13 protein-coding genes are annotated in these 13,612 nt (G+C 64.7%); 11 read left to right on the top strand and 2 right to left on the bottom strand.

Going from position 1 to position 13,612, the window contains the following annotated elements:
• Positions 1-6: 6 nt before the first annotated feature.
• Together OSW16_RS11400 and OSW16_RS11395 are read right to left on the bottom strand one after the other, a co-directional pair.
• A complete protein-coding gene (locus tag OSW16_RS11400) occupies positions 7-2,661 on the bottom strand; it encodes a beta-glucosidase (RefSeq protein WP_267823940.1) in 2,655 nt (884 codons plus the stop codon).
• 76 nt (positions 2,662-2,737) lie between these two features.
• Positions 2,738-2,980 carry a hypothetical protein gene (locus OSW16_RS11395; protein WP_267823160.1) on the bottom strand — a complete coding sequence of 81 codons (243 nt, stop codon included), beginning with the start codon at positions 2,978-2,980 and terminating at the stop codon, positions 2,738-2,740.
• Positions 2,981-3,463: 483 nt separating this feature from the next.
• On the opposite strand from OSW16_RS11395, the gene gspE reads away from it, so the two are divergent.
• Genes gspE through gspD form a run of 11 tightly spaced genes read left to right on the top strand, consistent with a single transcriptional unit; the run spans position 3,464 to position 13,272 of the window.
• Positions 3,464-5,155, top strand: coding sequence for a type II secretion system ATPase GspE (gspE, locus tag OSW16_RS11390; protein ID WP_267823158.1), 1,692 nt, complete (start codon positions 3,464-3,466; stop codon positions 5,153-5,155).
• A gap of 1 nt (position 5,156) precedes the next feature.
• Positions 5,157-6,356, top strand: coding sequence for a type II secretion system F family protein (locus OSW16_RS11385; protein WP_267823156.1), 1,200 nt, complete (start codon positions 5,157-5,159; stop codon positions 6,354-6,356).
• 10 nt (positions 6,357-6,366) lie between these two features.
• Complete coding sequence (gene gspG, locus OSW16_RS11380; protein WP_267823154.1) at positions 6,367-6,789, top strand: type II secretion system major pseudopilin GspG; 423 nt, start codon at positions 6,367-6,369, stop codon at positions 6,787-6,789.
• Between the two features lie 2 nt (positions 6,790-6,791).
• The gene (locus OSW16_RS11375) at positions 6,792-7,232 is read left to right on the top strand and encodes a GspH/FimT family pseudopilin (RefSeq protein WP_267823152.1); all 441 of its coding nucleotides are present in this window, start codon (positions 6,792-6,794) and stop codon (positions 7,230-7,232) included.
• Positions 7,229-7,591 (top strand): type II secretion system protein, encoded by a 363-nt coding sequence (locus OSW16_RS11370; RefSeq protein WP_267823149.1) that lies wholly within the window; start codon positions 7,229-7,231, stop codon positions 7,589-7,591. Before OSW16_RS11375 ends, OSW16_RS11370 begins: the two co-directional genes overlap by 4 nt.
• Positions 7,588-8,193 carry a prepilin-type N-terminal cleavage/methylation domain-containing protein gene (locus tag OSW16_RS11365; RefSeq protein ID WP_267823147.1) on the top strand — a complete coding sequence of 202 codons (606 nt, stop codon included), beginning with the start codon at positions 7,588-7,590 and terminating at the stop codon, positions 8,191-8,193. Before OSW16_RS11370 ends, OSW16_RS11365 begins: the two co-directional genes overlap by 4 nt.
• Positions 8,190-8,903: a type II secretion system protein GspK gene (locus OSW16_RS11360; RefSeq protein WP_267823145.1), complete on the top strand. Its 714-nt coding sequence runs from the start codon at positions 8,190-8,192 to the stop codon at positions 8,901-8,903. Before OSW16_RS11365 ends, OSW16_RS11360 begins: the two co-directional genes overlap by 4 nt.
• Positions 8,891-9,940 (top strand): type II secretion system protein GspL, encoded by a 1,050-nt coding sequence (locus OSW16_RS11355; protein ID WP_267823143.1) that lies wholly within the window; start codon positions 8,891-8,893, stop codon positions 9,938-9,940. Before OSW16_RS11360 ends, OSW16_RS11355 begins: the two co-directional genes overlap by 13 nt.
• A complete protein-coding gene (gene gspM / locus OSW16_RS11350; RefSeq protein WP_267823140.1) occupies positions 9,924-10,535 on the top strand; it encodes a type II secretion system protein GspM in 612 nt (203 codons plus the stop codon). Before OSW16_RS11355 ends, gspM begins: the two co-directional genes overlap by 17 nt.
• Positions 10,532-11,041: a general secretion pathway protein GspN gene (locus OSW16_RS11345; RefSeq protein ID WP_267823138.1), complete on the top strand. Its 510-nt coding sequence runs from the start codon at positions 10,532-10,534 to the stop codon at positions 11,039-11,041. The genes gspM and OSW16_RS11345 overlap by 4 nt, the downstream gene beginning before the upstream one ends.
• Positions 11,038-13,272 (top strand): type II secretion system secretin GspD, encoded by a 2,235-nt coding sequence (gene gspD, locus OSW16_RS11340; protein ID WP_267823136.1) that lies wholly within the window; start codon positions 11,038-11,040, stop codon positions 13,270-13,272. The genes OSW16_RS11345 and gspD overlap by 4 nt, the downstream gene beginning before the upstream one ends.
• Positions 13,273-13,612 lie beyond the last annotated feature (340 nt).

The raw sequence follows: 13,612 nt of genomic DNA, 5'->3' as shown, positions 1-13,612 counted from the left end.
CGACGGTCAGTAAGCCTGGCTGTCGCTGACCTGCACCGCCGCTTGCAGCGGTGCAGGTAGAGGGTTGCTGTCACGGGTGGTCAGGTGTTGCGGCATCAGCGTGACCAGGGTGCGCTGCAGCGTGAGGTGTTCCGAGTCGGGGCCGACCCACACCTTGAACTTGCCGGCATCGACGTCCCAACTGTCGGTACTCTGCACGAAGTACGCCAGCGAGCGCGAGTCGATCGGCAGGCTCACGGTCTTGCTCTGGCCCGGCTCCAGGTACACCTTGGTAAAGCCCTTGAGCTCCTTCTTCGGGCGGTCGACTTTGGGGGCGATCGGCTGAATGTACAGCTGCGCGACCTCAAAGCCCGCCTTGTCACCGGTGTTGGTCAAGGTGAACGTGACGTTCACGGTGTTGCCCGGGGTCATGACATTGGTCGAGAGCTTCAAGTCCGAATAGCCGAACGTGGTGTACGACAAGCCGAAGCCGAACGGATACAGCGGTTTGGCGTGCTTCTTGTCATAGCCGCGGTAACCCAGGTAAAGCCCCTCGCTGTATTCGATCTCGGTCAGCGGGTTGTCGCCACGGTAGGCTGCCGGGTCCGGGTAGGACGCGTAGCTTGGGTTGTCTTCGATCTTCTTGTCGATGGTCACCGGCAGCTTGCCCGACGGGTTCACCTTGCCATAGAGGATTTCAGCCAGTGCCTGGCCGCCCTGTTGCCCCGGGAACCAGGCGTGCAGCGCCGCGCCCACCTTCCTGGCCCACGGCTGCATGTCGGCCACGCCGCCGCCATGGGTGACCACGATGGTGTTCGGGTTGGCTTTGGTGACGAAGTTGATCAGCTCGGCCTGCTGGTCCGGCAGCGCGTAATCGTGGTCGGAGCCTTCGCCCTCGTTTTCGTAGTGGGTGCCCGCAGCGATCACCACGGCATCATAGCTGGCGATATCCTTCGGCGGTCGCAGGGACGCCCAGCTCATCTGAACGCCTGCCAGGCCGCCCAGCGCCGGTGTGAAGTTGCCCTGCACCCGGCGGTACTCAAGCTTGACGGTGTAGGACTTGCCCGCCACCAGGGCAGCGCTCTTGCCCGAGGTGGTCAGCGCGTTGACCACGTCAGAGGAGTACGGCACGCCGTCGCTCTGCACCACCAGCTTGCCATCGACCCAAAGCTTGTAAGGGCCGTCGGCACGCACCTTGAACACATGCGCACCGGAGACGGTGGGCTTGATCGTGGCACTGAAGCGCGCGGAGAACGCACCCGCAGTCGGGCTGAAGCCTGACACGGCAGTGGTGCCGGTGTTGGTTTCATTGGTGCTGGTGGTCCAGTTCAGGTTCACCCCCGGCTCGATGCGGGTCAGTACAGGGTCGCCGCTGAGGGTGGTGTTGCTGAAGTACTCGGCCTTCACCCCGGCATTGCTGACACCGCTGCCGGACGAAGTCGGCTGGTACCAGACTGCCGCCTTGGGGTTGAGGCTCAACGCCGACAGGTAAGTGACGTTGGCGCTGTTCGAAGCCAGCTGCTGCAGCCCGCTGAGTTCGGTGACGTAGCTGTTGGGTGGCGCGTTGGCGGTGCCGAATGGCGAGGCAGGCGCCTGCGCGGCCCAGTCGCCAATCACTGCGATCCTGGCGGTGCGCGCCAGAGGCAACAGCGGCTTGCCAGCAGCGGTATCGGCATTGCGCAGCAGCACGATGCCTTCACGTGCGGCGTTGAGCGCGGCACGCTGGCCGTACTCGGTGTGCTCCAGGGTTTTCGCCGTATTGAGGTTTTCCTGGAAGTCATAGCTGACCACGGCCCGCAGGTTGCGCTTGACCTTGTCATCGATGACGTTCTGAGTCAGCTGGCCGCTCCACAGGTAGGGCAGCAGGTTGGCCTCGGTGAACTGCAGGCCCGAGGGCATGTCCAGGTCGGTGCCGGCCCATGCGCCCTTGAACGGGTCGTGAATGGCATTGAAATCACTGATAACGGTGCCCTGGTAGCCCCACTCGCCTTTGAGCACCTCGGTGATCAGGTGATGGTTTTCGCAGGCATAGTCGCCGTTGACCTTGTTGAACCCGCACATGATCGACGCCACGTTGGCGTTCTTGACCATCGACTCGAAACCGGGCAAGTACAGCTCACGCAGCGTGCGCTCATCAGCCACGACATTGACCGCCTGGCGATTCGCTTCCTGCTCGTTGGCGAGGTAGTGCTTGCCACTGGCCTGGATGCCCTGGGCCTGGATGCCGTTGACGATGGCCGGTGCCAGCACCGCGCCCAGGAACGGGTCCTCGCCACTGACGTACTCGGCGGAACGCCCGTTGTACGGCGTGCGGTACAGGTTCACGCCGGGGGAGAGCATCTGCTGGCCGCCGGAAATACGCGTTTCATAGGCGATGGCCAGGCCGAACTCTTTGGCCCGATTGATGCTCCAGGTGGCGGCCAGGGCCGACTGCGACGGGTATTGCGCGCCAAAGGTGGCGTTATTGACGTGCACGCCCATGGACGAGTCGTAGGCCACCGTGCCCTGGATGCCCCACTTGAGCAGCGGCGGGATCATGTGGCCGTCATTGACCCGGGTGAAATTGATCTTCTCGGCCTGGTTCATGTTGTCCAGGATGGAGCTGACCCGGGCCTCCACCTCGTTGCCGGTGGCCGGCCCGGCCGCCATCGCGCCTGAGGCCTGCATGACGCCGAGCGCCATCAGGCTCAGGGCCTGTCTGAAATGTTTCACGGGTTGAATCCTCAAGAACGGAATGGGAGCAGGCAAACCTGCGGCCTCACGGCTGGCTGACCAACGCCGGCGCATCGGCGGTGTCTACCGGCGCGTCGACGAAGGCATTGGCGTCAGTGGCGCCTTTTGCAACATCGCTGACGCCGGACAGTTGTTCACGCTGGTTGTCCAGTTGCTCTCGTGCTTCATAGGCCGCTGAATCGGAAGTGGCGCTTTGGGTATCTGCAAAGGCACTTGGCGCCGTGGCCAGCAGCGCCGAACAGACGAACGGCAGCAATAGTCTATTCATCGAATAGTTCTCGAAAAAAGAATGCAGGAATTAGCGGACCGCAAAACAGGGCCCGGCCGGCGCGTAAGTCTGGGCAGTTCATTGAAAAGTTCAAGTGCTCGTGAAGTGCACGATCGGCAACGTATCAAAAACCAGAAAAAACCACGCCAAATAACAGGGCGGCACAAATCGCAAAATTACATTAAGCACATGACTACAGCATATATTCGACTTTTAAATCCAACGAAAGCCTTTAGCTTGGTTTTTTCATGCTTTTTTTAACCATTTATAGCAATTCCAAACCTCTCACTAAACCTAGTTGCAATTAGGTTTAGTGGAATGATATGCTTGCGAGCCCACTGAAAAAAGCCAGCTAATTCCCATTTAAAAACCCAAGAACATAGGCTGTTGCAGCGATTAAATTTCCAAAGTATTCTCCGGGCCACCTAAGGCCTGACAACTAGTAAAGTGCCGCTATATAGCCAGCACTTGCACTAAGCCATCATGATGAAATCAACTATCCCTTCTGCTGACGATATATGTGAGTGGCTGCTCGATGCTGGCGCATTGCAACCGGCTGATATGAATCGTGCTGCACGCCTGGGCGTGGCGCAGGCAATTGGCGAACATGAAAAGCTGCGCACTTTGCTGCGCCTGGGTGCTGTAAGAGAGCAACAGATGGCCGCGGCCTATGCCCAGTTGCTGGGCGTGCCCAGGCTTGAAGGGCAGCGTGTCGACACCCCGCCTGTGGCGACCGAACGCTTCGCCCGCCACTATGGCGTGGTCACCCTCAGCGAAAGCGCCAGCCACTTGCAGGTCGCCGCCGCCGTGCCGCTTTCGGACTATGCGCTGAAGGCACTCGGTTACCAGGCGGCAAAACAGGTAGAGCTGGTGGTGGGGACCCGCGATGAGATCACCGCGTTGATCGAACAGGCCTACGGCGAAGGCCGCTCGGCCATGGGCGCGCTGATCCAGACCCTGGACGACGACAGCATCGACGAAGGCGATATCGAACAGCTCAAGGACATGGCCTCCGAGGCGCCAGTGATCCGCCTGGTCAACCTGATGCTGCAACACGCCGTCGACCGCCGCGCTTCGGATATCCATGTAGAACCGTTCGAAACCCAGCTGAAAGTGCGCTACCGGGTCGACGGCGTGCTGGTCGAAGGCGAAGCCCCCCCGGCAGGCTACGCCGCAGCGGTCATCTCGCGGCTGAAGATCATGGCCCGGTTGGATATCGCCGAGCGCCGGCTGCCCCAGGATGGGCGGATCATGCTGCGCATTCAGGGCCGCGAACTGGACCTGCGGGTCTCCACCGTGCCGACCAGTTTCGGCGAGTCGGTGGTGATGCGCCTGCTGGACCGGCAGACCGTGCGTTTCGACTTCGCCAGCCTGGGTATCCATGGCCCCACCCTGCACAACATCGAGCAGCTGCTGGCGCGTCCCCACGGCATCTTCCTGGTCACCGGGCCCACCGGCTCGGGCAAGACCACTACCCTCTACACCGCGTTGTCGGGCCTGAACACCGCCGAGCGCAAGATCATCACCGTGGAAGACCCGGTCGAATACCAGCTCACCGGCATCAACCAGATCCAGGTCAAGCCTGCCATCGGCCTGGGGTTTGCCACGGCATTGCGCTCGATCGTGCGCCAGGACCCGGACGTGATCATGATCGGTGAAATGCGCGACCTCGAAACCTGCCGCATCGCCATCCAGTCATCGCTGACCGGGCACCTGGTGCTGTCGACGCTGCACACCAACAGCGCCGCCGCCAGCATCACCCGCTTGCTGGACATGGGCGTCGAAGGTTACCTGCTGGCCTCCACCTTGCAGGGCATCCTGGCCCAGCGCCTGGTGCGCCGTCTCGACCCAGCCACCCGTATCGCTTTCCAGGCACCCGCCGAGCTGGTCGAGCGCCACCAGTTGGCCCGCTTTACGCAGCAGCGGCCGATCATGCTGTACCGCCCCAACGAGCAGGCGCCTGGCGGCGGCTACCATGGGCGCAGCGCGATCACTGAACTGCTGGTCATGGACGAAGACCTGCGCGGCATGCTCATGCGCCAGACCGATGCGGCCACACTCGAGGCCCACGCCCGGCGCAACGGGCTGGTGACCCTGTACGAGGACGGCCTGCGCCAGGCCTTGGCCGGCGTCACTTCGCTTGAAGAAGTGCTGCGCGTCACAGGTGGTGATTGAGGTGCCGAGCTTTTCCTATACCACGCTCGACAGCGAAGGCCGCAAACAGCAAGGCGAACTGGACGCCAGTGACCGTGACCACGCCGCTCGCCAGTTGCAACGGCGCGGCCTGCTGATCCTCCAACTCAGGCAAGGCAGCCGTCTGCTGCGCTCGCGCAAGGCGCGTAGCGTGTTCCAGCCAGTGGAGCTGGTCACCATCACCCAGCAGCTCACGACCCTGCTCAGCGCCGGCCAACCGCTGGACCGGGCGCTGGGCACCGTGCTGAAAAACGTGCGCAGGCCCGCCGCCCAGGCCGTGCTGGAGCGGGTGCGCGAGCAGGTAAAGGCCGGCTTGCCGCTGTCCCAGGCGCTTGAAGAACACCCCGGCAGTTTCTCGCCGTTCTACACCAGCCTGGTGCGCGCCGGCGAGGCCGGTGGTGTGCTGGAAGTGACCCTGGCGCAGCTTGGCGGCTATCTGGAACAAAGCCACAAACTGCGTGGCGAAGTGATCAACGCGCTGATCTACCCGGCCTTCTTGGTGATCGGTGTGATCGGCTCACTGGCGCTGTTGCTGGCTTATGTGGTGCCGCAATTCGTACCGATCTTCCAGGACCTGGGCGTGCCCATCCCGCTGGTGACCCGCGGCGTGCTGGCCCTGGGCGAGTTCGTCAATGCCTGGGGGCTGGCCTGCCTGCTGATGCTGCTCGGCGCCAGCTGGCTTGGCCTGGCTGCACGGCGAGACCCGCGCCGGCGCGTGGCCCAGGACCTGCGCCTGTGGCGCAACCGCCTGTGCGGCCCGCTGCTGCAGCGCCTGGAAACCGCACGCCTGGCTCGCACGTTGGGCACGCTGTTGAGCAACAGCGTCACCCTGCTCGGTTCATTGGCGATCGGCCGTGAGGTCAGTGCCAACCATGCACTGCGCGAGCATGTGGGGCACGCCACCGAGCAGGTCAGGCAAGGCAGCAGCCTGAGCCTTGCGCTGTCGGCAGAGGCCCTGCTGCCAGAGCTCGCCCTGCAGATGATCGAAGTCGGCGAGCAGTCGGGCACCCTCGGCGCGATGCTGCTCAAAGTCGCCGATGTCTATGACCTTGAAGCCAAACGCACCATCGACCGCCTGCTCGCGGCGCTGGTGCCCACCCTGACCATCGTCATGGCGGTGATGGTGGCGGCGATCATGCTCGCCATCATGCTGCCGCTGATGAGCCTTACCAGCAATATCTAGGAAACCACCCATGCCCTCCAAGCAACGCTTCAACGCCCGCCAAGCGGGTTTCACCCTGCTCGAAATGCTCGCCGTGATCGTGCTGCTGGGCATTGTCGCCACCATCGTGGTGCGCCAGGTCGGCGGCAACGTGGACAAGGGGAAGTACGGTGCCGGTAAGGCGCAGTTGGCCAGCCTGAGCATGAAAGTCGAAAGCTATGCCCTGGACGTCGGCGCCCCGCCGGCCAACCTTGAACAGCTGCTTGAGAAACCGGCCAACGCCAGCCGCTGGGCCGGGCCCTATGCCAAGCCCTCGGACCTGGTCGACCCCTTTGGTCATGGCTTCGCGTACCACTTCCCGGGTAGCCACGCCAGCTTCGACCTGATCTTCCTCGGCCAGGATGGCGCGGTCGGCGGCGAAGGCTACAAGGCCGACGTGGGCAGCTGGGAGTAACCATGGCAGCCCGCCCGCCTCGCGAACGCGGCTTTACCCTGTTCGAACTGCTGATCGTCATCGTGCTGGTCGGCGTTGCTACGTCGATCCTGGCCGTTGGCGTTGGCCGAGGCATGCTGGTCGCCCATGAGCGCAGTGCCTTGGCGAACATGGTGTCGGCGCTGCGTAGTGCGCGCGTGCAAGCCATCGCCAGCGGGCAGCCCGTGCGAGCGAGCTTCGACCTGCAACGCCGGCAGGTGCACGCGCCCGGGCGCACGCCCCAGGGCTGGCCCAAGGACTTCACCGTGCGCCTGCAGACGGCGCGCGGCCTGGGTGCGGGTTTTGAGTTCTACCCCGACGGCGCGGCCAGCGGCGGCAACATCCTGATCAGCCGCGGCCAGGCGCGCTGGCGCATCGACGTCAGCTGGCTCACCGGCCGAGTGCAACTGCGGGAGTTGCCATGAGCGGTCAGCGTGGTTTCACCCTATTGGAGATGCTCGCAGCGATCGCCGTGCTGGTGGTGGCTTCGAGCATCCTGCTGGGCGCGTTCGCCCAGAGCAGCCGGTCATTGGCACAGGTGGCGCGCAGTGACCGCCACAATGCAGCGGCGCGTTCGCTGCTGGACGATTTCGACCTGAGCCCACTTGCCCCAGGCCAGCGACGGGGTAGCTGGCAGGGCATCGACTGGGTGCTGGACGTCACCCTCGAACAGTCATTGCCCGCACGCCTGGCACTGTACCGGCTGGACCTGACCCTGGTCGACGGCGTGCACACCTGGCGCTACAGCACGCTGCGCGCTCGCGCGCCAGGCAGTGGAACATGAAGCGCCAGGCAGGCTTCACCCTGCTGGAGATCCTGGTGGTCATCAGCCTGCTGGGATTGCTCCTGGGCCTGGTCGGCAGCGCCCTGGTGGCGGCCAACCGCGCAGTGGCCAAGGCCGAGCGCTACAGCGCCCGGCTCGATGAACTGCGTACGACCCAGCGGTTCCTGCGCCAGGCGCTGGGCCAGGTGCTGCCCTTGACCGCCGCGACCGGCCAGGGCGCCCACACTGCGACGTTCGAGGGGCAAAGCGACGCGGTGGTGTTTTTCGCCCCGCTGCCAAGTTCTGTCGGGGGCGGTATCTACCGCCAGCGCCTGCAACTGCGCCAAGGGCGCCTTCAGATCCAGTTGGCCAGGCTGCAAGGCCAACGCCTGCAGGCCTGGGGCGAGCCGCAGCCGTTGCTGGAGGGGGTGAAAAAGCTGCACCTGACTTACCGCGGCTACTCCCCGCTGGGCAAAGCCACCGGCTGGATGCCCCAGTGGCCGTGGCCGGAGCGCCTGCCCCAGGCCGTGCGCGTGGCGGTGCAACTGCAGGGCACTCAGGCCTGGCCGCTGCTGCAGGTCAACCTGCTGCTTGACCTGTCCGGCGACGGTGGCCGGCCATGAGCCGCCAGCGCGGCGCGGCCCTGTTGCTGGTGCTCTGGGTCGTCGGTTTGCTGAGCGTGCTGCTCGGCGGCTTGGCGCTGTCGGTGCAGCTGCAGCAGCGTCAGGCCCGCTGGCAAGGCAACCAGACCCAAGCCGGGCTCGCCGCCCAGGCAGGTTTCAACCTGGCCGTGGCCAACCTGCTGCGCGACGGCCAGGCGCGCTGGCTCGCCGATGGCCAGGTACACGAGGCTGACTTTGCAGGCAGTACGCTGCACATCAGCGTGGTCAGCGAGCGAGGCAAGCTGGACCTCAATGCAACACCGTCAACGAGCCTGGCAAAACTGCTGCGTGCCAGCGGCGCCACTGCCGAACGCTCGAAAATCATCACTCAAGCTTTAAGGACGAGGCGCAACCAGGTACCCCTGCGAATGCTCGAAGAATTTCGCGAACTGCCCGGCATGAGCTACGCCATCTATGACCGGGCCTTGCCTTTCATCACAGTCTGGTCGGGCAATGCCCAGCCCGACCCCAGCCTGGCATCAGCCTCGCTGGCCAGTGTGCTGGGCCTGCCCCGCTATCACGGGCCAGCAGCCGATGGCGGGCCGATTCTCACCGTCACCAGCCAGGCCACGTTGCCCGGCGGCTTTGCGTCACGCCTGACGGCCACCTTCGTACTGCTGCCGGCCTACGCCGGTGGCAAGCCTTACCGAGTACTGAGGTGGCAGGATTGATCCGCCTGGCAAAACACGCTGCGGCACGCTGGTGCAGCCTGCGCCAGCTTTACCAGGCGCGCTGGAGGGGCAGCCGTGCCCGGCGCTGGCTCAGCGCATGGCGGGCCGAGCTGCTGGGCATGCTCCCGCAGGCGATCGCCGCGCGCCTGGCCAATGGTAATACGCCACAGTTGCTGCCATGGCCTTTGCCTGCCGATTGCAAGCACGGCCAGCCTGCCGTTGTGCTGCTGCCTGCCTCGCACGTGCTGGCACAGCACATCGAGCTGCCCGTTGCGGCCACGCGCAACCTGATGCAGGTGCTGGCCTTCGAGATCGATCGATACACGCCGTATACCGCCGACCAGGTGCATTTTGTCGCCCGCGTGACGCAGCGCCGCGCACCCCAGGCCCAGGTTGAACTGGTGGCCATCGCACGTAGCGCCCTGGACACCCTGCTGGCTGCCTGTGGCGAACACGGGGTACACCTGGTCGGCATCGATGCACTGGATGCCCGCGGCGAGCGCCTGATGATCGACTTGCTACCGGCCGAAAGCGCTCGCACGCGTGCTCGCCCGGGCCAGCAGGCCCGCTGGCTGTGGCTTGGCTGCGCGGCCTGCTGCGTAATGCTCGCTGCAGCCTGGCTGCAGCGCCGCGAGGGCGAGGTCCAGGCCATGCAGCGTGAAGTGGCGGCACAACGCGTGGCTGCCCAGCAGGTGCAGCACGTGCGCCAGGCCCTGGACACCACACTGGGCGCCTCGACCTACCTGGCCAGCCTCAAGGCACAACGCCCCACCGTCACCGCCCTGCTGGCCGACCTCACCGCCTGCGTGGGCGACGGCACCTGGATAGAACAGCTGGAGGTGAGCGATGCCACGCAGGTGACATTCACCGGCCAAAGCGAACGCACCAGTGCCTTGCTGGCGCAGGTAAAGACCTGCACCACGCTTGAGCACGCGCAGTTCAAGGGCATCATCCAGGCCGACAAAAACACGGGCCGCGAGCGCTTCTCCATCACCGCGCAGCTCAGCCAGGAGGTGCCGCATGCGCCCACTCACTAGCAGGGAACGCAAGCTCTGCGCCCTGAGCGTGCTCGCGCTGTTGCTTTGGCTGGCCTGGTACCTGGTGTTCGAATGCCTGCTGCTCGCCCCCCTGCGCAGCCTGGACGCGCAAGCCCAGGCGCTGCGCGAGCAGCAACGGCGCTATGGCAGCCTCATGCTCCAGCAACCTGCACTGCAGGCCCAATTGCAGCGCAGCCGCAACGACGCTGCCCAGCGCAACAGCCTGCTGCCGGGCGAAGACCCCAACGCCGTTGCCGCCGACCTGATGCAGCATGCCGTCGATCAGGTCAAAGCGCAGGCACATCTGGGCCCCGGCTGCGACATCACCCAGCGCATGCCGATCGCCCCCGCCGATCAGCACCAGGCCGAGCCTTATCGCCCGGTCAAGGTCAGCCTGACGCTGGCCTGCGCCATCGAGCCGCTGGCGGCCCTGTTGCATGCGCTGGAGTACGGCCAGCCCAGCCTGTTCATCGACCAGCTGAGCATACGCCGCCGTTCTGCGGCGCCAGCCCAGGGGCCTGCCGGGCGCCTGGAAGTTCACCTGCTGATACGCGGTTACCTGCACGCTCAGCCAGCAGCAGGAAGCGACTCATGATGCGTGCCGCTAACCTGGTGCTGCTGGCTGCCAATGCCAGTGCCCTCGCCGTGGTCGCCTGGATGCTCGTCGCGCCAAACCCACCGCGGTGGCTGCCCGCGCCAAAGCCGTCAGCGACGCCCACCTACCAGCCACCTGCGCCACTGGCCGAGCTTGCCCAGCCAGTGCGGGCCGCCACCTGGACGCACCCGATCTTCAGCGTTGACCGTCAGCCCGACCCACCCGCGCAAGGCCAGCACAGCCCTGCATTGGCCAACCTGACGCTGAGCGGCGTGGTGCTTGACGGGCAGGCGCGCTGGGCCTACCTGCGCGAAGGCCGCAAACCGGCCAGCAAGGTGGCGCTGGGCAGCACCCTGGCAAGCGGCTGGACCCTCACCCGCCTGACCGCGCTGAGCGCTACCTTCACCCGTGCCGGGCAACAGCACACCCTGAGCATGCCACTGCTGCGCCTGCCACCGCCGTCCAAGGCCTCCGCCATCACTCTTCCGCGTATTGAAACCCCATGACCATGCAAGCTTCTTCACGCCTCCCGTTCCCCACTCTGCGCGCGCCCCTGCTCGGCCTGAGTGTCGCCATCGCCCTGGCCGGTTGCGCCACCACGCAAGGTGACCTGCACACCGACCCGGCGCTGCTGCAGCAAGCCTTCAACGGCGCCGACGCCCCTGCACCTGCGCCCACCAGCCTGGAACCCGCCGCGCCCATGGCAACGGCACCTCGCACGGCGCCTGGCCGGCAGATCATCACCGGCAACCAGCGTTTCATCCGCAAAGCCCCGGCAACGCCACCGGCCCAGCAAGATGAGCAAGGCGACATCGTGTTCAACTTCACCGACCAGCCCATCGAGGCGGTGATCAACAGCGTCATGGGTGACCTGCTGCATGAAAACTACAGCATCAGCCAAGGCGTCAAAGGCAATGTCAGTTTTTCCACCTCAAAGCCGGTCACCAAGCAGCAGGCGCTGTCGATTCTGGAAACGCTGCTGTCGTGGACCGACAACGCCATGATCCGCCAGGGCGAGCGCTACGTGATCCTGCCCGCCGACAAGGCCATCGCCGGCAAACTGGTGCCACAGGTGCCGGTCGCCCAGCCGGCCACGGGCCTCGCAGCCCGGCTCTACCCGCTGCGCTATATCGGTGCGAGCGAAATGCAGAAGCTGCTCAAGCCCTTCGTGCGTGAAAACGCCTTCCTGCTGGTCGACCCGGCCCGCAACGTGATCAGCCTGGCGGGCACCCCCGATGAACTGGCCAACTACCAGGACACCATCGACACCTTCGATGTCGACTGGCTCAAGGGCATGTCGATCGGCGTCTACGGCCTGCAACGCGCTTCGGTGGCCGAACTCATGCCGCAGTTGCAGAAACTGTTCGGGCCCGACAGCGGCATGCCATTGTCGGACATGGTCAGGTTCATGCCCAACGAACGCACCAATTCGATCGTCGCCATCTCTGCGCAACCGGAGTATCTGCAGGAAGTCGGCGACTGGATCCGCACCATCGATGAAGGCGGTGGCAACGAACCGCAGCTGTTCGTGTACGACGTGCGCAACATGAAAGCGGCGGACCTTGCCCGTTATCTGCGCCAGATCTACGGCTCGGGGCAAATCGCCGACGACAAGGCAGCCAGCGTCGCGCCAGGGCTCAAGACCACCAACCTGACCTCGCTCAACGGCACCGGTAGCCAGTCGGGCCAAGGCCTGGGCAGTACGGGCATGAGCACCCAGGCCAGTATCCGCGAAGTGCCGTCGGAGGATGGCGACGAGGACACCGAGCAAGCCCTGGCCAGCAGCGCCGAGCCGGGCGACGGCTCGGCCAAGAGCCTTGAAGAGACGGTACGCATCACCGCGCAGAAAAGCAGCAACCAGTTGCTGGTACGCACGCGGCCTGCCCAGTGGAAAGAGATCGAATCGGCCATCAAGCGCCTCGACAGCCCGCCGCTGCAAGTGCAGATCGAAACCCGCATCCTTGAAGTCAAGCTCACCGGCGATCTGGACCTGGGCGTGCAGTGGTACCTGGGCCGCCTGGCCGGCAATTCGTCCAGCACCACCGTCGCCAACGAAAGCGGCAGCCAGGGCGCGCTCGGTGCCGGTGGCGTCGCACTGGGCAGCGCCTCGATGTTCTACTCCTTCGTCAGCAGCAACCTGCAGGTTGCCCTGCGCGCGCTGGAGACACGCGGCCTGACGCAGGTGCTTTCGGCCCCTTCGCTGGTGGTACTGAACAACCAGCAGGCGCAGATCCAGGTCGGCGACAACATTCCGATCAGCCAGACCACGGTCAATACCAGCAACTCCGATACCACCCTGAGCAGCGTCGAATACGTGCAGACCGGTGTCATTCTCGATGTCGTGCCACGGATCAACCCCGGTGGCCTGGTGTACATGGATATTCAGCAGCAAGTGAGCGACGCCGACGACAGCGCCGTCACCACCACGCAGCCCAATCCGCGGATTTCCAGCCGTGCGGTGTCGACCCAAGTGGCGGTGCAGAGCGGCCAGACCGTGCTGCTGGGGGGCCTGATCAAGCAAGACAACGGCCAATCCGATACCCGCGTGCCGGGCCTGTCGAGCATACCCGGGCTGGGCTGGCTGTTCGGCAGCACCTCCAAGAGCCGTGACCGTACCGAGTTGATCGTGCTGATTACACCCAAGGTCGTGAACAACCCTGAACAGGCGCGTCAAGTGACCGCAGACTATCGCCAGCAGATGCAGATCCTCAGGGAGCAGGCAGCGCTGAACAGGTAAGGCACGAACCGCGCATGGCACGCTGCGGCGCCCTTGCCGGTTGCATGTGACCGGGCATACGTGCAAGGGTAAAAAAGGAATACCCGTCAAAACAAAGGAAGCGAAGCCCCCCCATGCCAGGAATCACACGTATCCATCGCTATTTGCGCTCACTGTCTGCAAACCGATCTGCAGCCAGTGGGCGTGAAGTCAAACAAGGCGCCCGAGCTGCCTCGAAGCTCGCAGACATCCTCTGCACTCCCCGCTCTGTCCCCCCTTACTTCTACGTCGCGCCGGTGCGTGGCCCTGTCGATCGCCTGCCCCCTACCTGACAACTCAAGCCGCGTTTTTTCGCAGCGCT

Source organism: Pseudomonas putida, assembly GCF_026625125.1.
Taxonomy (GTDB): Bacteria; Pseudomonadota; Gammaproteobacteria; order Pseudomonadales; family Pseudomonadaceae; genus Aquipseudomonas; species Aquipseudomonas putida_X.
Note: the sequence above shows the minus strand (reverse complement) of the source record. Positions and strands in the feature narration are given on the sequence as shown.

Bases quoted from the DNA above. Each gene is read 5' to 3' on its own strand.
- OSW16_RS11365 (WP_267823147.1), top strand. From the start codon at position 7,588: ATGAAGCGCCAGGCAGGCTTCACCCTGCTGGAGATCCTGGTGGTCATC.
- OSW16_RS11360 (WP_267823145.1), top strand. From the start codon at position 8,190: ATGAGCCGCCAGCGCGGCGCGGCCCTGTTGCTGGTGCTCTGGGTCGTC.
- OSW16_RS11345 (WP_267823138.1), top strand. From the start codon at position 10,532: ATGATGCGTGCCGCTAACCTGGTGCTGCTGGCTGCCAATGCCAGTGCC.
- OSW16_RS11400 (WP_267823940.1), bottom strand. From the start codon at position 2,661: ATGGCGCTCGGCGTCATGCAGGCCTCAGGCGCGATGGCGGCCGGGCCG.
- gspG (WP_267823154.1), top strand. From the start codon at position 6,367: ATGCCCTCCAAGCAACGCTTCAACGCCCGCCAAGCGGGTTTCACCCTG.
- OSW16_RS11395 (WP_267823160.1), bottom strand. From the start codon at position 2,980: ATGAATAGACTATTGCTGCCGTTCGTCTGTTCGGCGCTGCTGGCCACG.
- gspM (WP_267823140.1), top strand. From the start codon at position 9,924: ATGCGCCCACTCACTAGCAGGGAACGCAAGCTCTGCGCCCTGAGCGTG.
- OSW16_RS11375 (WP_267823152.1), top strand. From the start codon at position 6,792: ATGGCAGCCCGCCCGCCTCGCGAACGCGGCTTTACCCTGTTCGAACTG.
- OSW16_RS11370 (WP_267823149.1), top strand. From the start codon at position 7,229: ATGAGCGGTCAGCGTGGTTTCACCCTATTGGAGATGCTCGCAGCGATC.
- gspE (WP_267823158.1), top strand. From the start codon at position 3,464: ATGATGAAATCAACTATCCCTTCTGCTGACGATATATGTGAGTGGCTG.
- gspD (WP_267823136.1), top strand. From the start codon at position 11,038: ATGACCATGCAAGCTTCTTCACGCCTCCCGTTCCCCACTCTGCGCGCG.